The sequence below is a fragment of the Rhodococcus sp. Z6_132 genome, from assembly GCF_058133635.1.
Genome location: NZ_JBYUNP010000002.1, coordinates 927,443 through 946,064 on the forward strand (window position 1 = coordinate 927,443; position 18,622 = coordinate 946,064).

General features: G+C 70.5%; 17 protein-coding genes and 1 pseudogene. 10 read left to right on the forward strand and 8 right to left on the reverse strand.

The window, feature by feature from the left end:
• Window positions 1-85: 85 nt before the first annotated feature.
• The 4 genes from AC3YO9_RS11065 to AC3YO9_RS11080 are packed head-to-tail and all read left to right on the forward strand — an operon-like array spanning window position 86 to window position 4,831.
• Complete coding sequence (locus AC3YO9_RS11065; protein ID WP_489983167.1) at window positions 86-1,456, forward strand: nicotinate phosphoribosyltransferase; 1,371 nt, start codon at window positions 86-88, stop codon at window positions 1,454-1,456.
• A 47-nt stretch (window positions 1,457-1,503) separates the two neighbouring features.
• Window positions 1,504-2,133 carry an isochorismatase family protein gene (locus tag AC3YO9_RS11070; RefSeq protein ID WP_489983168.1) on the forward strand — a complete coding sequence of 210 codons (630 nt, stop codon included), beginning with the start codon at window positions 1,504-1,506 and terminating at the stop codon, window positions 2,131-2,133.
• Complete coding sequence (locus AC3YO9_RS11075) at window positions 2,130-2,918, forward strand: NUDIX hydrolase (protein ID WP_489983169.1); 789 nt, start codon at window positions 2,130-2,132, stop codon at window positions 2,916-2,918. The genes AC3YO9_RS11070 and AC3YO9_RS11075 overlap by 4 nt, the downstream gene beginning before the upstream one ends.
• Window positions 2,915-4,831 carry an NAD+ synthase gene (locus AC3YO9_RS11080; protein ID WP_489983170.1) on the forward strand — a complete coding sequence of 639 codons (1,917 nt, stop codon included), beginning with the start codon at window positions 2,915-2,917 and terminating at the stop codon, window positions 4,829-4,831. The genes AC3YO9_RS11075 and AC3YO9_RS11080 overlap by 4 nt, the downstream gene beginning before the upstream one ends.
• An 88-nt stretch (window positions 4,832-4,919) precedes the next feature.
• Here the strand turns inward: AC3YO9_RS11080 and AC3YO9_RS11085 are convergent, their stop codons facing one another.
• Together AC3YO9_RS11085 and AC3YO9_RS11090 are read right to left on the reverse strand one after the other, a co-directional pair.
• A complete protein-coding gene (locus tag AC3YO9_RS11085) occupies window positions 4,920-5,594 on the reverse strand; it encodes a HEAT repeat domain-containing protein (protein ID WP_489983171.1) in 675 nt (224 codons plus the stop codon).
• A gap of 75 nt (window positions 5,595-5,669) precedes the next feature.
• Window positions 5,670-7,076 (reverse strand): acyl-CoA synthetase, encoded by a 1,407-nt coding sequence (locus AC3YO9_RS11090; RefSeq protein ID WP_489983172.1) that lies wholly within the window; start codon window positions 7,074-7,076, stop codon window positions 5,670-5,672.
• A gap of 245 nt (window positions 7,077-7,321) precedes the next feature.
• Between AC3YO9_RS11090 and AC3YO9_RS11095 the strand changes: the two genes are divergently transcribed.
• Complete coding sequence (locus AC3YO9_RS11095) at window positions 7,322-7,903, forward strand: TerD family protein (RefSeq protein ID WP_489983173.1); 582 nt, start codon at window positions 7,322-7,324, stop codon at window positions 7,901-7,903.
• 82 nt (window positions 7,904-7,985) lie between these two features.
• Here AC3YO9_RS11095 and AC3YO9_RS11100 read toward each other — a convergent pair whose 3' ends face one another.
• The 3 genes from AC3YO9_RS11100 to AC3YO9_RS11110 form a co-directional block, all read right to left on the reverse strand.
• The gene (locus tag AC3YO9_RS11100; protein WP_489983174.1) at window positions 7,986-8,636 is read right to left on the reverse strand and encodes a maleylpyruvate isomerase family mycothiol-dependent enzyme; all 651 of its coding nucleotides are present in this window, start codon (window positions 8,634-8,636) and stop codon (window positions 7,986-7,988) included.
• 143 nt (window positions 8,637-8,779) lie between these two features.
• Window positions 8,780-10,012 carry a Fic family protein gene (locus AC3YO9_RS11105; RefSeq protein WP_489983175.1) on the reverse strand — a complete coding sequence of 411 codons (1,233 nt, stop codon included), beginning with the start codon at window positions 10,010-10,012 and terminating at the stop codon, window positions 8,780-8,782.
• A 100-nt stretch (window positions 10,013-10,112) separates the two neighbouring features.
• Window positions 10,113-11,429, reverse strand: a complete 1,317-nt coding sequence (locus tag AC3YO9_RS11110; RefSeq protein WP_489983176.1) for a TerD family protein — start codon at window positions 11,427-11,429, stop codon at window positions 10,113-10,115.
• A gap of 176 nt (window positions 11,430-11,605) precedes the next feature.
• Between AC3YO9_RS11110 and AC3YO9_RS11115 the strand changes: the two are divergent.
• A pseudogene (locus AC3YO9_RS11115) lies at window positions 11,606-12,412 on the forward strand (inositol monophosphatase family protein).
• Between the two features lie 7 nt (window positions 12,413-12,419).
• On the opposite strand, the gene AC3YO9_RS11120 reads toward AC3YO9_RS11115, so the two are convergent.
• Window positions 12,420-13,505, reverse strand: coding sequence for an SDR family oxidoreductase (locus AC3YO9_RS11120; RefSeq protein WP_489983177.1), 1,086 nt, complete (start codon window positions 13,503-13,505; stop codon window positions 12,420-12,422).
• Window positions 13,506-13,628: 123 nt separating this feature from the next.
• Window positions 13,629-14,192, reverse strand: a complete 564-nt coding sequence (locus tag AC3YO9_RS11125; RefSeq protein WP_489983178.1) for a dihydrofolate reductase family protein — start codon at window positions 14,190-14,192, stop codon at window positions 13,629-13,631.
• Between the two features lie 288 nt (window positions 14,193-14,480).
• On the opposite strand from AC3YO9_RS11125, the gene AC3YO9_RS11130 reads away from it, so the two are divergent.
• From AC3YO9_RS11130 to AC3YO9_RS11140, 3 genes are all read left to right on the forward strand, one after another.
• Window positions 14,481-14,873 (forward strand): TA system antitoxin ParD family protein, encoded by a 393-nt coding sequence (locus AC3YO9_RS11130; RefSeq protein ID WP_489983179.1) that lies wholly within the window; start codon window positions 14,481-14,483, stop codon window positions 14,871-14,873.
• Between the two features lie 2 nt (window positions 14,874-14,875).
• A complete protein-coding gene (locus tag AC3YO9_RS11135) occupies window positions 14,876-15,454 on the forward strand; it encodes an ATPase (RefSeq protein ID WP_489983180.1) in 579 nt (192 codons plus the stop codon).
• 109 nt (window positions 15,455-15,563) lie between these two features.
• Window positions 15,564-17,348 carry an N-acyl-D-amino-acid deacylase family protein gene (locus AC3YO9_RS11140; protein WP_489983181.1) on the forward strand — a complete coding sequence of 595 codons (1,785 nt, stop codon included), beginning with the start codon at window positions 15,564-15,566 and terminating at the stop codon, window positions 17,346-17,348.
• Window positions 17,349-17,378: 30 nt separating this feature from the next.
• Here AC3YO9_RS11140 and AC3YO9_RS11145 read toward each other — a convergent pair whose 3' ends face one another.
• Window positions 17,379-17,594, reverse strand: coding sequence for a hypothetical protein (locus AC3YO9_RS11145; protein WP_489983182.1), 216 nt, complete (start codon window positions 17,592-17,594; stop codon window positions 17,379-17,381).
• A gap of 422 nt (window positions 17,595-18,016) precedes the next feature.
• Between AC3YO9_RS11145 and AC3YO9_RS11150 the strand changes: the two genes are divergently transcribed.
• On the forward strand, window positions 18,017-18,586 hold the full coding sequence (locus AC3YO9_RS11150; protein ID WP_489983183.1) for a TetR/AcrR family transcriptional regulator: 570 nt from the start codon (window positions 18,017-18,019) through the stop codon (window positions 18,584-18,586).
• The last annotated feature ends 36 nt before the right edge of the window (window positions 18,587-18,622 follow it).

Here is an 18,622-nt window from a genome sequence, read left to right on the forward strand (position 1 = left end):
GCCGCCCGGCCGCAGAGGTTCCCCCTTCCCCTTTAACTCACCATGAGATTAAAGTGGGAATCACCGTGAGACGAAGGAGTGGGACATGAACGCAGGCACGCTGACCACCACCGAGCAGACCCCTGTCGCCCAGGCCGAGGTCACCCAGGCCCCGTCCACCGCACTGCTGACCGACCAGTACGAGCTGACGATGCTGCAGGCCGCCATCGCCGACGGCGTCGCCGAGCACCGCGCGGTCTTCGAGCTCTTCGCCCGCCGGCTGTCCACCGGGCGCCGCTACGGCGTCGTCGCCGGGCTGGGCCGCTTCCTCGACGCCCTGGCGCACTTCCGCTTCACCGACGCCCAGGTGGACAAGCTGGCGGCGCGGGGCGTGGTCGACGAGGCCACTGCGGACTACCTGCGCGCCTACCGCTTCAGCGGCAACATCGACGCCTACCAGGAGGGTGAGGTGTACTTCCCTCACTCGCCGGTGCTGACCATCGAGGGCACCTTCGGCGAGTGCGTGCTGCTGGAGACCCTGGCCCTGTCGATCCTCAACCACGACAGCGCGATCGCCTCCGCCGCTGCCCGCATGGTGCACGCCGCCGGTGGACGCACCCTGATCGAGATGGGCTCGCGCCGCACCGGGGAGCAGGCCGCGGTCGCCGCCGCCCGCGCCGCCTACCTCACCGGCTTCACCGCCACCTCCAACCTGCAGGCCGGCGACGTCTACGGCGTGCCCACCACCGGCACGGCCGCGCACGCCTTCACCCTGGCCCACCGCGACGAGCGGGCGGCGTTCGCCAGCCAGGTCGCCGCCCTGGGCATCAACACCACGCTGCTGGTGGACACCTACGACATCCCCACCGGCATCCGCACCGCTGTGGAGGTCGCCGGCACCGCCCTCGGCGGGGTGCGCCTGGACTCCGGGGACCCGCGGGTGGAGGTGCCCGCGGCCCGAGAGCTGCTGGACGCCCTCGGTGCGGTGAACACCCGCATCGTGGTCAGCTCCGACCTGGACGAGCACACCATCGCCGAGCTGGCCGAGGTCCCGGTCGACGGCTACGGCGTGGGCACCCGCCTGGTCACCGGCTCGGGTGCACCGACGGCGGAGATGGTGTTCAAGCTGGTCGCGATCGCCGACGAGCCGGGCCTGGACACGGCGCTGCGCCCGGTGGCCAAGCGCAGCAGCAGCAAGGCCAGCGTCGGGGGCCGCAAGCGGGCCCGCCGCATCCTCGACGACGACGGCGTCGCCGTGGCTGAGCACGTCACCACCCGCTACCTGATCAGCGACGTCACCGCCGCGGTGCCGACCGGCCGTGCCCTGCAGGTCCCCGTGGTGCGCGACGGGGTCCGGGTGCACAACCCCAGCATCGACGACATCCGCGCCCACCACCGCGGGGCGATGGCCGAGCTCACCGCCGCCGACCTGGACCTGGCTCCCGGCGCGCCCCGCCTGATCGGCGGAGAGCAGTGATCACCGCCCCGCCCCCGAGCACCACGACCACCGGAAAGGACACCGTCATGACCACCGACACCACCGACACCCCCAGCGAGGCCACCACGGTCGTGCGGGCCTGCCTGGTCGTGGACTGCCAGCCGACCTTCTGCGAGGACGGTGAGCTGCCCGTCGCCGGCGGCAACGACGTCTGCACCCGCGGCGCGGCGTTTCTCGCCGCCCACGACGGTGACTACGACCTGGTGATGACCAGCCAGGACTACCACGTCGACCCGGGCGACCACTTCTCGGCGACCCCGGACTTCGTCGACTCCTGGCCGCCGCACGGCGTGGCCGGCACTCCCAACGCCGAGCTGCACCCGGCGCTGGCGAACGCCCGCATCGACGTGCGCATCCTCAAGGGCCAGTACGAGGCCGCCTACTCGCTGTTCGACGGGGCGACCACCGACGGCACCGCAGCGGTGGACGTGCTGCGCGCCGCCGGCGTCACCGACGTGGACGTCTTCGGCATCGCCGAGAGCCACTGCGTGTTCGCGACGGTGCTGGCCGCGCTGCGCCACGGCTTCCGGGTGCGCGTGCTGTCGGACCTGACGGTGCCGGTGACCTTCGAGATGGGTCACGCCGCCCGCCACACGATGCTGGGCGCCGGCGCCACCTACATGCCCAGCACCGCCGCGTTTCCGGTGCCGGCATGAGCACCCCGAAGCGGCCCGCCCGCCCGGTGGGGGAGACCGACACCGAGGAGGCGTTCCTCGCTCGCTACGACCCCTCCGCCTACGAGCGTCCGTCGGTGACGGTGGACATGGTGGTGCTGACCATCCGTCACGACGAGCTGTGTGCGCTGCTCATCACCCGCGGCGACCACCCGTTCAAGGGCCACCTCGCCCTGCCCGGTGGCTTCCTGGAGCCCGACGAGGACGCCGACACCGCCGCCGCCCGCGAGCTGGCCGAGGAGACCGGCACCTACGCCCACCTGGAGCAGCTGCGCACCTACACCGCGCCGGGGCGCGACCCGCGCACCCGGGTGCTGTCGCTGGCCTACCTGGCCCTGGTGCCCAACGCCGCCGACCCCGTCGCCGGCACCGACGCCACCACCGCCCGCTTCGTGCCGCTGCGGGCGCTGGCCGAGACCGGGGTGCACCTGGCCTTCGACCACGACCAGATCCTCACCGACGCCGTCGAGCGGGCGGCGGCCAAGCTGGAGTACACCACCATCGCGACGGCGTTCTGCGAGCCCACGTTCACCATCGCCCAGCTGCGCAAGGTCTACGAGACCGTGTGGGGCTACCCCCTGCACCCGGCGAACTTCCGCCGCAAGGTGCTGAGCATCGACGGCTTCCTCACCCCCGTCGACGCCCCGAAGCGCACCACCGCGGGCCGCCCCGCCGCCCTGTACTCCGCCGGGACCGCCACCGCGCTGATGCCCCCGCTGATGCGCACCCACAACCGTCCCCCCACCGTGCAGGAGCAGACCCGATGAGCACCCCGACGACCCTGCGGATCGCGCTGGCCCAGCTGCCGGTGCAGGTCGGTGCGCTGGCCGCCAACGCCGCCACCGCCAGCGCGGCGATGGCCGCCGCCGAGCGCGCCGGCGCCGACCTGTGCCTGACCCCGGAGATGCACCTGAGCGGCTACCCGCTGGAGGACCTGCTGACCATGCCGGACCTGCTCACCGCCACCGCCGCCACCGTCAACCAGCTCGCCACCACGTCCGGGTCGTGCCTGACGCTGCTGGGCGCGCCGATGCACACCGCCGACCTGCCGGCCGCCGGGGAGGCCGCCGCGACGCCCGGACGTCTGGACGCCCTGGCCCGCCCGATCCGCAACGTCGCCGTGGCCGTGCACGGTGGCGCGGTTCTGGCCGCCGTGGCCAAGCGCCGCCTGCCGACGTACGCGATCTTCGACGACGCCCGCCACGTCGCCCCCGGCCCGCAGCAGACCACCCTGATCACCGTCGCCGGCGTGCAGGTGGCCGTGCTCATCTGTGAGGACCTGTGGGACGACGCCCTCGTCGACGCTGCCGCCGCCGACGGCGCCCAGGCGATCGTGGTGCTCAACGCCAGCCCGTTCCACGTCGGCAAGGCCGCGCTGCGCGAGCAGCTGGTCGGCGACGCCGCGGCCCGCACCGGCTGCGCGGTCGCCTACGTCAACACCGTCGGCGCCCAGGACGAGATCGTCTTCGACGGTGCCAGCCTGGTCGCCGGCCCGGACGGCGCCCTGCTCGCCCGCGCTGCCGCGTTCACCCCGGACCTGCTCATCCTCGACGTGCGCGTGGGTGAAGCCCGCCCGCTGCACGTCACTCCCGCCGCGGCGGTGCCGGCCCAGCCCGGGGCCCGTCCGCCGCTGCCGGCGCCGGGTTGCGCCCCGGCGCTGACGGGGGAGGAGGCGGTGTACTCCGCCGCTGTCCTCGGGCTGCGCGAGTACTTCGCCAAGACCGGCTTCACCCGCGCGGTGCTGGGCCTGTCCGGCGGCATCGACTCCGCCCTGGTCGCGACCATCGCCTGTGACGCCCTGGGCCCGGACAACGTGTGGGGCGTGGGCCTGCCCGGCCCGTACTCCTCACGAGGCAGCGTCGACGACGCCCAGGTGCTGGCGGACAACCTCGGGATGCGCTTCGACGTCGTGCCGATCGGCGGCGCGGTCGGCGAGCGCCTGAACACGCTGGACGCGCTGCTGCAGGCCCCTGATGGGCAGCGCCCGGCAGGCTTCGGGGTGGCGCAGGAGAACCTGCAGGCCCGGATGCGGGCGGTCACGCTGATGGCGCTGGCCAACACCCACGACCTGCTGCTGTTGACCACCGGTAACAAGTCCGAGTCGGCGGTGGGCTACATGACCGTCGGCGGCGACGCCCTGGGCACCGCGCCCAACCCCGTCGGGGACGCCTGGAAGTCCACCGTCACCTACTCCGACGGCACGGTGATGCCCGGGGTGTACGCCCTGGCCCGCTGGCGCAACGCCCACGCGACCAGCCTGGGCCAGACCCCACCGATCCCGGAGTCCACCCTGACCAAGGCGCCCTCGGCAGAGCTCGCCGAGGGGCAGCTGGACTCCGACAGCCTGCCGCCGTACGAGGTGCTGGACCCGGTGCTCGCCGCCTTCCTGGAGGAGCACGCCACCCCCGATGAGTGCGTGCAGCTGCTGGTCGAGGGCGGCATGGACGCCGGTGCGGCCGACGCGCTGGTGCGGCGGGTGCTGCGGCTGATCGAGACCAGCGAGTGGAAGCGTCGCCAGGCCGGCCCGCGCATCAAGCTGACCCGGTTGGCGTTCGGCCGCGACCGGCGGATGCCGATCGCCTCGGCCTGGCGCGCGACGCCCAGCCACGATCGGGCACCGGAGAGGTCGCGGACCACCCCGGCCACCGAGGGTGACGCCGTCGCCCTGGCACCCGCCTGAGGCTGGCCGCGTAGGTGCCCTTGGCCATCATCTCGGCCACGGTGCGCCGCTGGCGTCACTCGGCGCAGCCGCGCCAGGTCCTGCAGGTTCACCCAGCCTCTCCGGGCTGGGCAGGACCGAGCGCAGCGACGTCTTCTGCGTGCGCCAGCGCGTGGTCGAACCCTGCGTCCGGGTCGCGCAGCAGGTGCTGGGTGGCGATCGCGTGCACGCGCACTGCTGGACGGGAGCTGGTGGTCGCACCCTCGAGCACCGGCGAGGCGACGTCCCCGAGGGCCACCAGGGCGCGGCTCAGGCTCCGCCGCACCTCGCGGCTCCCACGCCCGAGCTGGCTGCCCAGCACCCGTGCCAGCTCCGGCGTCTCGTCCTCGGGCGCCAGCACGACGGCGGCTCGCCACGCGGTGCGGGCCACCTCGTCGTCAGCGTCGGTCAGCAGTGCTCGGGTGACGGCGGGCCAGGCGCTGCGGTCACCGATCTTGGACAGCGTGTGCAGGGCCTGGCTGCGGGCCTGGTCGGTGTCCGAGCCCAGCTCCGCGACCAGCCGGGGAACCGTGGTCGCGGGCTCGTGGCGGGTCAGCGCCCAGGTGAGCATGTCGCGGACGAAGAAGTCCGGCTCGGTCGCGCACCGGGCGACGAGCGGGTCCACCAGCCGCGGGTCGGGCCGGGTACCGGCCGCCAGCGCCGCTCGCAGCCTGGCCGAGGAGCTGACGTCCTGCAGTGCCCGGAGCAACGGGGCGTGCTCGGCGCTCACGTGCTCCGTGCCCATCCCGTCACCTCCGTTGCTGCGCGTTCACCACAGGGTAGGGACGGCAGGGCGCTGAGCGCACCGGATTTTCGGGGGTTAGCTGCTGCCGCCCTCGGCCATCAGTGCCTTCTTCTGCACCTTGCCCATCTCGTTGCGGGGGAGTGCGCTCACCACCCGGACCGCCCTGGGGCGCTTGTGCACGGACAGCGTGGTGGCGACGAAGTCGATGAGGGTCTTCTCGTCGCACCCCTCACCCACCACGTAGGCGACGATGCGCTGGCCGAGGTCAGGGTCGGGCACGCCGACCACGGCAACCTCGCGCACGGTGGGGTGGTCGAGCAGGACGTGCTCCACCTCACCGGCGCCGATGCGGTAGCCGCCGGACTTGATCAGGTCGACCGACTCACGCCCGACGATGCGGTGGAACCCGCCCGGGTCGATCACCGCGATGTCTCCGGTGGCGAACCAGCCGTCGTCGCCCATCACCTCGGTGGTGCGCTCGGGGGCGTTGAGGTAGCCGTCGAACAGGGTGGGGCCGTGCACCTCGAGCTGGCCCATGGAGGTTCCGTCGTGCGGGGCGAGCGCACCGGACTCCGCGCGCAGGCGAGTCTGCACACCGTCGAGCCGGGTGCCCACCCAGCCGGGACGGCGCTCTCCGTCGAACCTGGTGCTTACGGTGATCAGGGTCTCGGTCATCCCGTACCGCTCGATCGGGGCCTTTCCCGTTGCGGCGGCAAGGGTCTGGAACACCGACACCGGCAGGGGAGCGCTGCCGGAGACGAGGAGCCGCGCGCGGGCGAGGCCCTGGAGCGCCGTGGCGTCGTCGCACACGCGCGACCACACGGTCGGCACCCCGAAGTACAGCGTTCCCGGCGCGGCGGCGTAGCCCTGGGCGGTGGGCCGGACGGTGTGCACCAGGGGAGAGCCGACCCGCAGCGCACCGAGCACGCCGAGGACCAGTCCGTGCACGTGGAACAGCGGCAGGCCGTGGACGAGGGTGTCCTCGGCGGTCCACTGCCACGCCGACGCCAGACCGTCCAGGCAGGCGGCGACGGAGCGTCCGGAGTGGACCACGCCCTTGGGGGCGCCCGTGGTGCCCGAGGTGTAGACGATCAGGGCGGGCGCGTCCTCGTCGACAGCAGGCAGCGACGCCGCGGACCGGGCCCGGGCGTCCACCGACACCACCGGGACCTGCACGTCGTCCCGCGGCGCGCCCAGCCACAGCTGCGCACCGGAGTCGGCCAGGAGGTGCTGCCGCTCGCGCTCACCGGAGTCCGGCGGGACCGGGACCGCGGGAACACCGGCGAGCAGGCACCCGGTCACCGCCACCACCGTCTCGAGCTCGGCACGGGCGTCGATGGCCACGCTGCTGGCCCCGGCGACCTCGGTGGCCACCGCCGTTGCCGCGGCGAGCAGCTGCTCGCGGGACACGGACCTGTCGCCGACGGTGACCGCGGCCGCCGAGTCGTCGAGCTCCCCGGACAACGAGCTGAGCAGGGGCACGGCGGACCTTCCCGGGCTGGTGGGGGCGGTAATCCGGCGGATCACCACTGGAGGCAGATCCTAGACACTGCGCCGCCGGTGTCGTTCCGCAGAAATGCACCGGCACAGGGCGCGCGCTGACCCAAACCCTCACCAATCGGTGAGAGGCTGGCGGAAACCGCCGCAGCACAAGCACGGTAGGAACAGCACCACACCCCGGTCCGCACTCCTGCGCCGGGGCAGCACCACAAAGGAGCGTGCACCACATGGGAGTTTCTCTCACCAAGGGCGGCAACATCTCGCTGACCAAGCAGGCTGGCGCAGCGGGGCTCACCGCCGTCACGGTCGGCCTGGGCTGGGACGCCCGCACCACCACCGGCGAGGACTTCGACCTCGACGCGTGCGCCATCGTCTGTGGAGCCGACGGCAAGGTGGTCACCCCGAAGCACTTCGTCTACTACAACAACCTGGCTTCGCCGGAGAACGCTGTCGTGCACAGCGGCGACAACCTCACTGGCGCGGGCGCCGGTGACGACGAGCAGATCACCGTGGACCTGGGCACCATTCCGGCCGAGGCCGAGAAGGTCGTCTTCCCCGTCTCCGTCTACGACGGCGAGGCCCGCAAGCAGTCCTTCGGCCAGGTCCGCAACGCGTTCATCCGCGTGGTCAACAAGGCCGACCAGACCGAGCTGGCCCGCTACGACCTGTCCGAGGACGCCTCCGTGGAGACCGCGATGGTCTTCGGCGAGCTCTACCGCAACGGGACGGAGTGGAAGTTCCGCGCCGTGGGTCAGGGTTACGCGGCCGGCCTGGCGGGCATCACGCAGGACTACGGCGTGACCGGGTAACAGTCGCCTCCGCGCTACGACGGCACCTCACCCCGGTTGGGGTGGGGTGCCGTTGTGCATCAGCACGGGACGAGGCTGCTCATCAAGACGCTTGTTCTAGCTTGTGCAGGAACGTGGCGGCACCGTCACCGGAGAAATCTTCCTTGTCGGCGGGGCGACCCGAGATGGCCATGAGAAGTGCCAAGGAGGTTCCGGTGACCGCTGGGCCAGAACCGTGCTCGAACCGTGCGTCGGAAGCGTGCAGCCGGAATCCAGCTGCGCGTTCCTTGCCACCGCCCATGGAGATGCCGGTCCTGAGCTGATAAGACAAGGCCGCGTTGACCGACTCAACCGGGTAGGAGTGCACCAGACCCAGGGGACGCCGAATGTCCTCACCATGCACGATGATCTCGACGAGTCGGGTTGCCAGGGCAGCGGGCGGCGTCGTGGTTGCTTCGCGCACGCGGCGGAACTCAGCCAATGTCGCGCCTGGAGTCGCGGCACGTTCCCTGACGACCCCGTGTGCCGTGGCCTTGTCAAAATCGAGCCTCGCGGTCACCATTCGACGGAGAAAGCCGAGGCGAGTCGTCTTCGCGGAATCCACGAGATGAGCCACGACGTCGTGAACGTCCCATCCGGGGCAGAGCGAGGGCTGGGCCCATTGCTCTGAGGTGAGCGATTCAAGTTCTCCAACAAGGATGTGGCGTTCGTGGTGAACGGCTGGCCACACTGCGGCCGAAGGCTGGGAACGCATGGGGCAATACAACCATGCGATCCGACCGGCCAGCCAAAACCGCTACGTGGCGGAGATGACCACTGGTTGCCTCTCGACAATGGCGTGAGGTGCGCGTTCGGACGCGGTTCCTCACCGCCGGCGGCCAGATCTCCCCCGAGTGACTAGGAGTCGTCCAGGCGACGCCGGCCTGCCCGCGCGGCGAAGTCGTCCAGGGCACCCAGGATCTCCGGTGACTGCCACAGCCGGTTGCGCTTGCCGCCAGTGATCTCCACCAGGACTCCGCTGGAGACGAGCACACCGATGGCGGTGAGCGCGCTGGTCGGCGGGATCGCGAGCTCGCGGGCCACGGTCTCTGAGTTCACGACCGGCTGGCGCAGCACCAGGTCGGCCAGGCGCCAGGCGGCGGCGTCACGGCGGGCGACCACCGTGTCGTCCCACCCGGTGCGGATGCGAGTGATCTCGGCGGCGAGCTGGCGACCGTTGGCGATCGCGTGCAGGGACGCCGAGGCCATCAGCTCCACGATCGGCACCACCTCGCCGGCACGGTAGGCAGTCAGAGCGCTGAAGTACCGGCCGGTGTCGGTGAGCAGACCTGCCGACACGGGAATGGTGACCCTGCGGGTCAGCTCCTTGTTGCGCAGCATGGCGTGCACCAGTGCACGGCCGGTGCGCCCGTTGCCGTCCGGGAAGGGGTGGATGGTCTCGAGCTGGGCGTGGGCGACTGCGGCCTGGGCGAGCACGGGAACGTCGTCGCGGCGGGCGTAGTGCAGAAGGTCGGCGATCGCCGCGGGCACGTGGGTGTGGTGCGGGGGAACGAAGTCGGCCCCGTGCGGTCCGTAGCCGTCGCCACCGATCCACACCTGCTCCTCGCGCCAGCGTCCGGCCACCTCCGGGTGCAGGTGACCCATCAGTGCCTCGTGCATGGCGAGCACGGTGTGCTCGTCGAGCCGGTCGGCCAGCGCGACGGCAGCCTGCATGGCCCGCACGTTGGCGACGATCTCGGCGGCATTGCGCTTGGCCACCCCGCCCAGCTCCGCCAGCGCGATCGCCTTCGCACCCGAGGTCAGGTTCTCGATCATGGAGGATGCAGCTGATTCCGACCGGAGCAAGATGGCGGCGAACGGGGCCAGCTCCGCTCCGACCTCGGCGTCGAAGCGGGCTATCTCGGCAGAGGCCTCCTCGGTCAGTGCCAGTGTCGATGCGGGCAGCGCCAGCTCCACCGCCGCGATCGCCGGCACGAGGGCGGCCGAGTAGGGAGCAGAGTGTCGCTCCCGCACCCGTCGCGAGACGAGGCTCGGGTCGATCGAGGAGCGCCACGGCAGCTCTTCGTAGGCCACCGCCGGCCACACCCCCGCGCCACTGCCGCTCTGGGCTGCAGGGTCAATGGCTGACATCGGGCCATCCTACTGAGACATCGTTCGATAAGTCTCAACAAGCGGCACCAGTGCGCAGGTTTCCCGGCCCCAGAGGGGGAGCATCCTCATCTCGACAGGACTACTTCGCGGGTGGCGGGCACTTGCCGGCGTACCGGCTCAACCCGATTCCCTTGTTCGCACTCTTGCTCCGCCCGACAGGTCCGCCCTTCGGCGCCCGCACCCAACCCCCCGCAGTGTCCAGCCCTGGCATGCACTCCTTGCCCGGCTCGCTGTAGCGGGTCTCCCCGTCCACCGTGAGAATGCCGTCCTGCACGTCGACGTGAGCCACGGTGGCCCAGTAGGAGTCTTCGTCGTTGCCGACGAAGACCAGGATCTCGTCCGCGTCCGGGCCCGGCAGTCCATCCTCGCTCGCGCGTCCGTAGCGAATGGCCACCCGGGGCTTGCCGAAGGTGTTGATGGCGCCGTCGCCGTTGTCCATGCTCTGGTACACGTTGACCAGCAGGTCGCCGTTCTCCTGGGGACGCACCCGCACCTGCTCGGTGGCCGGCTTCGACCCCGCTCCGGGCCCCTTGCTGTCTCCGTCGTGGTGCATGAACGGCCAGGCGTCGAGGCTGCCCCGATGACCCTTCTCGCCGCTGATGACCACGTACTTGTTGGTCTCCTCGTTGCGGCAGAAGAAGTAGACATCGAGGTCACCCTCGCCGAAGCGGGTCACCTGTCCGTTGCGGTCGTAGGTGGCCCCGCGCCCGTCCCACTCCAGCCCGACCGTCAACACCCAGCTCGGGTCGCCCTGACTCTTGCGGAGGTCGATCGTCGCCTTCTTCTCGGGCGAGTCCTTGGTCAGTGCGACCTTGACCTTGGAGAAGCTGATCGTCGATGTCGGCTCTGGCGGCGCGGCGGCCGGCGGCGCCGGGGGAGCGGGGACGGCTGGGGGAGTGCCGGGGTCGTCGACGTCGATGCCGTGCTCAGCAGCGAACGCGGCCAGTCCACCGCTGTAGCCCTGGCCCACTGCGTCGAGGCGCCAACCCTGTCCGCGTCGATAGAACGCCACTGCCTGCAACACCGTCTCGGTGGTCAGTCCGGAAGGGCGAAACTGCATGGTCTCGGCGTCGCTCACGACGTGCACCGTCGGGGCCGCAACGGCGCCGAACGTCGTGCCGATCGCTTCTGTGCTGGCCGTCACCAGCACTCTGTCCACGTCTGCCGGGACCCCGGCGAGGTCCACCTCGACGACCGCGTCGGAAACCAGGGTTACGCCAGCCCCAGCGGGGTTGTTGAAGAACACGAAGTCCGCGTCGCTTCGGACTTTTCCCGATGGTCCGAGCAACGTGGCCGCGACATCAACGTTGTGCCCGGATTGCTGCGTGCTGTCGATGCGGACGGTGAATTGCGTCCCTCGCAGGTCGGTTTTCGAGCCCTTCGCGATCTCGGTCATGCCGCAGTCTCCTTGTCGTCCCTGGTAACGCGAGCTCTATCACCGTTCCGGCGACCATCATCTATGAGCACCGTTGCGGCGGAAAGTATCTGCAGTGGGCCAAAGCAGACGCTCAGGTGGTCGGTCGGGTGGCTGCTCGCGTGCGCCGCGCCCTGGGCCGATAGCGTTTACCCGCGATGGATTACTCGACTGACCTTCAGGTCGCCTTCGACGTCGCAGACCAAGCCGCCGATCTAGCGCTGCAGTTCTTCACGTCGGGCGTCACGGCCACCGCCAAGGCTGACGGATCGCCTGTGACCGAAGCCGACGTCGCCGTGGAGCGGCTCCTTCGTGAGTGCCTCTCAGCGGCATACCCGGGCGATGCGTCTCTAGGGGAGGAGCACGGTCAGGAAGGTGAATCCGAGCGCCTGTGGATCCTTGACCCCATTGACGGCACCGGGTTCTTCAGCCGAGGTGATCCGAACTGGCGGATCCATGTGGCCCTCGAGATCGGTGGAGTCACCGCGCTGGCAGTGGTGACCTAGCCCGCGCTCGGCACTCGTTGGTGGGCAGTGCGGGACGGTGGGGCTTTCGAAGCAGCCTGGCCTCGAGTCGGTGGCGAGTTACGTCGCCTCTCCGTCAGCGCCACGTCGAGGGTGGCCGAAGCAGCGCTGGACGCCCTTGACAGCCCAGGACGAGACCGGCTGCCTGCCGGATTTCGTCCGCCTTCGAGCCCCTTGCCGTTGGTTGAGCTCGTCCGAGGGGAGATCGATGGTTTCCTCGCTGAGCGCTACTTCACGTGGGACCACGCTCCGTGGATCTTGCTGGTCCAGGAAGCGGGCGGGCGGTTCACCGACCCCACCGGCGGACACGCGAGCGACAAGGGCGGTGGTTTCTACTCCAACGCCGCGCTGCACGACGACGTGCTCACGGTCTTGTCCTACCCGGTGTCAGCAGTGCCGGATCGCGACCAGAGCGACGCCGCGTTCCCGGACCGCGGCTAGGAGCTCATCACCAGGGCTTGGGCACGACCCGATCCTGCTCGAGCCGGTCGAACAGCTCGAGGAAGCTGGCGAGCGTCGAGCGGTAGCCGGTGAACCCGGCGGCCCGGCTGCGAGCCAGGTCGGTGAAGCACTCCATGTCGCGGCCGAGGTCGGCATCGGTGTGCCACCACGAGGCGACGCGGTGCAGGTCGTGCTCGCGCAGCTGCTCGCGTGCGGCGAGCTCGGCCCACACCGGTGCGGCGTCGGCCATCTGCTCCTCCAGGGGGCGCGGGTGGTCCTGATACCCCACGGGGTCAACGCCCAGGCGCTCGGCCAGGCGCGGCCACATCCAGCGCCACCGGAAGACGTCGCCGTTGGCGGTGTTGAAGGCGGTGTCGGCGGCGGCGGGGGTGACGGCCGCCCAGTGCATCTGCTCGGCCAGCAACCCCGCGTCGGTCATGTCGGTCACGCCGTTCCACTGAGTCTCCGACCCCGGGAACACGAAGGGCAGCCCCTGCTCGCGACACACGGCGGCCTGCGCGGCGAGGGTCTGGCCCATGTTCATCGCGTTGCCCAGCGCGTAGCCGATGATCGTGTGAGCCCGGTGCACGCTCCAGGTGAAGCCATCGCGCTCCGCGGCGGCGAAGAGCTCGTCCTCCTGCGCGTAGTAGAAGTTCGGGTAGGGCAGCCGGTCCTCATCCTCGTGGAAGGGCGTGTCGGGGAGCTCGCCCTTGCCGTAGGCCTCGAAGGGACCGAGGTAGTGCTTGAGCCCGGTCACCAGCGCGACGTGGCGCACCGACGTCGCGGGCCGGACAGCCGCCAGGACGTCGCGGACCATGGCGCTGTTGACGCGGATGTTGTCCTCCTCAGTGTCCTGGCGAGCCCAGGCGGTGAGGAAGACGTGCGTCGGCTGGTGCCCGGCCAGGGCATCTCGCAGACCGGCGACGTCGGTCAGGTCAGCCTGGACGGACACCACGCCAGGAACGTCGCTCGCAGCCCGCCGCGACAGGCCCAGGACGTCCCAGCCCTCGCCGACCAGGAGACGGCACAGGGCCTGTCCGGCGATTCCAGTGGCGCCGACGACCAGGGCGGTGTGTGGAGCAAGGGAACTCATGCCTTCGAGGCTACGCACCGGACAGGGCGCAGTACCGGGTGGGGAGCGTACTGACCGGTGTAAATGTCATAATGTAGGTTATCGGCGCTTAGTCCAGGGGGCCGAAACGCCGACGTCGGGCGCTCAGCGCACCGTCTCGTACCTGCTCAGCACCACGCCGCCGGGAAACGTCTGCGTCTCCACCAGGTTCAGGTTCACCCAGCTGTCCAGCGCCGTGAAGAACGGCGTGCCGCCGCCCACCATCACCGGCGCGGTGGCCAACACGTACTCGTCGATCAGCCCGGCCCGCATGGCCGCCGCAGCGAGCGTGGCGCCGCCGATGTCCATGGGGCCGCCGTCCTCGGCCTTGAGCCGGGCGATCTCGGCGACCGCGTCGCCAGTGACCAGACGGGCGTCCCCGTCGATCGTGCTGGTCGTCGAGGAGAACACCACCTTGGGCATCTCCCGCCAGCGGTGGGCGAACTCGACCTCCGCCGGGGTGACACCAGGCTGCTGGTCGGCGGTCGGCCAGTGTGAGCTCATCGTCTCCCACAGCTTGCGCCCGTACAGCGCCAGATCTGTCGTGCCCACCCGGTCGGACCACCACTGGAACAGCTCATCACTCGGCGCGCTCCAGCCGATGTCGCCTCCGGGTGCGGCGATGTACCCGTCCAGGCTCAGGTTCATGCCGAAGGTCAGTTTCCGCACGGCGCCAGCCTCCCCGCGACTCGGTCCTCAGCACATTCTGGCACCGACGATCACCGGACCGCGCCTCCAATGTCGAGACCCCTGCCCCCGGACACCCGCTGCGACACCCCAATACGTCACTGTGACAGATTGCGGGCTGGTGCCAGGGTGGACAATTCGCTCGACTCGCGCGATGCCGGCGGGCACCCGAGCCTCGCTCGACCACCAGTCACCTCGCGCCGCCCTAGAGTGGGTGTAGCACCTTGCTACGCTGGCAGTGCGGACTGGACGAGAACCGAGGAGCTGGCCATGGCACCGTCGTCGACCACACCCACACGCTTCGACGCGGCACTCTTCGAGTCCGCGCAGGCCGCCGGCGCGCGGGCCCACCGCAGCGCCGCTCAGCAGCTGGCCCACTGGGCCCGCCTGGGTCGTGAGCTTGAGGCGTCCGCCGGGATCTCCCAGCGCGACATCGACCGCGTGCTCGCCGGGCAGCTGTCCTACGACGAGGTCGGCGACCGGGAGCAGGCAGCGGTGCGCACCGGGTGGCGTGAAGGAGTCGAGGCCGACCTGGCAACCCTGGACCTGCGGGCCCGGTTCGCCGAGCAGGGGCGCACCCGGTGGTCGGAGGCCGACGAGCACGGCAACGTCGTGGTGCACGAGACGACGCACGGTGGGGCCAGCGGCCCGGACGCCGACTGAGGGTGGGCACACCAGTCCTGCACCTGCTGGCGGGCTCCAACGGGGCGGGCAAGTCCACCCTCGCCCAGGAGGTGCTCGTACCGCGGATGCACCTGCCGTTCGTCAACGCCGACCTGATCGCCGAGCGGCTGTGGCCCGACGACCGGGCCGAGCAGCAGCGCCGTGCCGGCGAGGTCTCCCGGTTGGCCGCGCAGGAACGGGACCGGCTGATGACCCACCAGACCTCCTTCATCACGGAGACCGTCTTCAGCCACCCGAGCAAGCTGGACCTGCTGCACCACGCCCAGGTCTGCGGTTACACGGTGTCGCTGCACGTCGTCATGATTCCCGAGGGCCTGGCGGTGGCCCGCGTGACCGATCGCGTCGCCCATGGCGGCCACGCGGTGCCGGAGAGCAAGATCCGGCAGCGCTACCAACGCCTGTGGGAGCTGCTCGCGCAGGCCCGTGGCCGGGTGGGCCGCGCCGACTTCTACGACAACTCCCGTCTCGACGAACCGTTTCGTCGCGTCGCGGTCTACGAGTACGGCCAGCCGGTGGGCACGCCCGCCTGGCCGCTCTGGACCCCGGCCGCCTTGACCTGAGCGCTGGGTGACGCTGCGGCCACTGGCATTGATGACGCAGGTCACATACGGTTCGAGCAGCCGGTACCGCTCTCCCCTGCGGTGAGGCCCACCTCGAGAGGGCGTTCGCATGAGCTACGACACCATCATCGCCGGCGGACTGGTGTACGACGGCACCGGCGCAGCACCGCGGACCGCGTTCATCGGGATCCGCGACGGGGTCGTGGTGGCGCTCTCCACCGAGGCGCTCCAGCCCGGACCGGACACCCGGGTCGTGGACGCGACCGGAAAGTGGGTGCTGCCGGGTCTGATCGACATCCACACCCACTACGACGTGGAGGTTCTCCACGGCCCCGGCCTGCCCGAGTCGGTGCGCCACGGGGTCACCACGGTCTTCATCGGGTCCTGCTCCCTGTCCACCATCCACGTCGACGGCGAGGTCGCCGGCGACCTGTTCGGCCGGGTGGAGGCGATCCCCCGCGGCGACGTCATCCGCGCGGTCGACACGACGAAGACCTGGAGCACCGCCGGCGAGTACGTCGCCGCCCTCGAGCGTCTCCCGCTCGGCCCCAACCTCGCCGCATTCCTCGGCCACTCCGACGCCCGCGCCGCAGTGATGGGGCTCGACCGGTCCACCCGGCCCGACGTTCGCCCGACCCGCACCGAGCAGGCTCGGCTGGAGGAGATGCTCGAGGAGGCACTGGACGCGGGATTCGTGGGCATGTCGTCGCAGCAGCTGCTGTTCGACAAGCTGGACGGACAGACCTGCCGCTCGCGGACGCTGCCCTCCACGTACGCCAAGCCCCGGGAGCTGCGGCGCCTGCAGGCCATCCTCCGTCGCCGCCGCGCCATCCTGCAGTCCGGCCCCGACATCAAGAACCCCCGCAACGTCGTCTCCCAGCTGGTCACCTCGCTGGGCCTCGGCCGGCCCCGCCTCAAGACCAGCCTGTTGTCGGCGGCCGACATCAAGGCCAACCCGGCCGTCATCCACCTGATGGGGCCGCTGTCGCGCACGATCAACCGACTGGGCGGCGACTTTCGGTGGCAGCACCTGCCGGTGCCGTTCGAGGTCTACGCCGACGGCATCGACCTGGTGATCTTCGAGGAGTTCGGCTCCGGTGCGGCCGCCCTGCACCTGTCCGACGCGGTGCAGCGGGACGCGCTGCTGCGCGACGAGGACTACCGCCGCAAGTTCCGCAAGGACTACGACGAGAAGTGGGGCCTGCGGGTCTGGCACCGTGACTTCTTCGACGCCGAGATCGTGGAGTGCCCAGACGCCAGCGTGGTCGGTAAGTCCTTCGGCCAGGTCGGCATCGAGCGGGATGGACTGCACCCGGTCGATGCGTTCCTGGACCTCGTGCTCGAGCACGGCAAGGCCCTGCGGTGGCACACCACCATCAGCAACCACCGGCCCGAGCTGCTCAAGAAGATGGCCGTCACCGACGGCATCCAGATGGGCTTCTCCGACGCGGGTGCCCACCTGCGGAACATGGCCTTCTACAACATGGGCCTGCGGCTGCTGCGCCACGTGCACGACGCGCAGCTAGCCGGCGCGCCGTTCATGACCCTCGAGCGCGCCGTGCACCGGCTGACCGGTGAGCTCGCCGACTGGTACGGCATCGACGCGGGCCACCTCCGCCTCGGCGACCGGGCGGACCTGCTCGTCGTCGACCCCGAGCACCTGGGCGCCGAGCTCGACGAGTACCACGAGAGCCCGGTCGAGCAGTACGGCGGGCTGTCGCGGATGGTCAACCGCAACGACGCGGCCGTTCCGCTCGTGCTGATCGCCGGGCGCGTGGTGGTCGAGGACGGCACCCCGACCGAGCTCCTCGGCACGGAGCGCACCGGCTCCTTCCTGCGCGCCGGCGCGTCCCAGGCAACCACGCCGTCGGCCCAGCTCGCGGCAACGCGCTGAAGGAGACTCCCCCACACGCGGGTCCGAGCACTAAGAGAACTTCACTCCGCCGGCGAGCTTGCCGATCCCGATGGTGACCGTTGTCGGAGCTCCGGGCGCGACATCTGCAGTGTGGGTTCCCGACTTTCCCTGCGAGGTCTCGACGAACACGTGGTGCTGGCCCGGAGCCACCGGAACAGTCACCGACTTCCGCATCTTCACGTCGCCGTACGGCTTGTTGTCGACATAGACCGTCATCTTCACCATTCCGCCGGACATGCTGGGCCGCGAGATGACGAGCTGGCACGACCCGCCCGGAGAGTCGATGCCACAGCCAGGGCACGCCCGGGCGGAACCGGACACCGTGCTGCCACACTCACGACACTGAATCATTGCCATCGTAAACACCCTCTGCGTTGCCAGGACGGACGGCGCCGGAATGTCGCCATGGCCGACGCTAGCAGTCGGGTGAACCATTCACTCGTGCTATTGCGAGCTAATTGGCCCTTTGTCATTCACATGGCTGACAATTGCTGAGGGCTCGAACCGTGGGCCTTTCTGGTGGGCGACCCGCATGCCAGCCCGGCGACCTAACCCATCTCGGCTCCGGCGTCTTCCCCTCTCCCGGCATCAGTGACGTGTTCGGCCGCTGGTCTCCCTCGGCCGCAGCGCTGGCCGATAATGGCCGAATGCGGTCTCACCGAAAGATCTTGGACGCCACGCTGGGGCTGATCGCCGGCGGCGGGTTCGAGGCGGTGAACATCGCCGCAGTGGCCAGCGCCGCGGGAGTGTCGCGGCAGACCGTCTACAGCATCTTCGGCACCCGGGAGGACCTGGTGTCGCAGGCGGTCGCCGGACTGGCCATGGACCTGCTCGGTGACATCCGCCAGCGCCTGGAGGCCACCGACAGCGCACTGGCTTACGTGGTCGAGCTGGTTGTCGTGGCCCGGTCGGCGGTGCGGGCCGACCCGGTGCTCGCCACGCTGTTCCACGCCGAGCGCGGCAGCCCGGTGTTCGACCCCGGCATGATGGATCGCGCCCAGCCGATCGCCCGACAGCTGCTCGAGCCACTCGCGGAGCGACACCCGGAGGTGGCGTCGAGCCTGGACGACCTGGTGGAGATCACGCTGCGCCTCGGGCTGTCGGTGGTGCTCTTCGACGACGACGCCGTCCACGACGACGATGCGCTGCGGCGCTTCCTGTCCCGGTGGCTGCGGCCGGCACTCCCGTCCAGCGGTAGCCAAGAATTCAATTCTTGACACTATTGTCGGCCAGTGTCTAGTTTTGAGTTCGCC

Bases quoted from the DNA above. Each gene is read 5' to 3' on its own strand.
- AC3YO9_RS11065 (WP_489983167.1), top strand. From the start codon at position 86: ATGAACGCAGGCACGCTGACCACCACCGAGCAGACCCCTGTCGCCCAG.
- AC3YO9_RS11070 (WP_489983168.1), top strand. From the start codon at position 1,504: ATGACCACCGACACCACCGACACCCCCAGCGAGGCCACCACGGTCGTG.
- AC3YO9_RS11075 (WP_489983169.1), top strand. From the start codon at position 2,130: ATGAGCACCCCGAAGCGGCCCGCCCGCCCGGTGGGGGAGACCGACACC.
- AC3YO9_RS11080 (WP_489983170.1), top strand. From the start codon at position 2,915: ATGAGCACCCCGACGACCCTGCGGATCGCGCTGGCCCAGCTGCCGGTG.
- AC3YO9_RS11085 (WP_489983171.1), bottom strand. From the start codon at position 5,594: ATGGGCACGGAGCACGTGAGCGCCGAGCACGCCCCGTTGCTCCGGGCA.
- AC3YO9_RS11095 (WP_489983173.1), top strand. From the start codon at position 7,322: ATGGGAGTTTCTCTCACCAAGGGCGGCAACATCTCGCTGACCAAGCAG.
- AC3YO9_RS11100 (WP_489983174.1), bottom strand. From the start codon at position 8,636: ATGCGTTCCCAGCCTTCGGCCGCAGTGTGGCCAGCCGTTCACCACGAA.
- AC3YO9_RS11105 (WP_489983175.1), bottom strand. From the start codon at position 10,012: ATGTCAGCCATTGACCCTGCAGCCCAGAGCGGCAGTGGCGCGGGGGTG.
- AC3YO9_RS11110 (WP_489983176.1), bottom strand. From the start codon at position 11,429: ATGACCGAGATCGCGAAGGGCTCGAAAACCGACCTGCGAGGGACGCAA.
- AC3YO9_RS11120 (WP_489983177.1), bottom strand. From the start codon at position 13,505: ATGAGTTCCCTTGCTCCACACACCGCCCTGGTCGTCGGCGCCACTGGA.
- AC3YO9_RS11130 (WP_489983179.1), top strand. From the start codon at position 14,481: ATGGCACCGTCGTCGACCACACCCACACGCTTCGACGCGGCACTCTTC.
- AC3YO9_RS11140 (WP_489983181.1), top strand. From the start codon at position 15,564: ATGAGCTACGACACCATCATCGCCGGCGGACTGGTGTACGACGGCACC.
- AC3YO9_RS11145 (WP_489983182.1), bottom strand. From the start codon at position 17,594: ATGGTGAAGATGACGGTCTATGTCGACAACAAGCCGTACGGCGACGTG.
- AC3YO9_RS11150 (WP_489983183.1), top strand. From the start codon at position 18,017: ATGCGGTCTCACCGAAAGATCTTGGACGCCACGCTGGGGCTGATCGCC.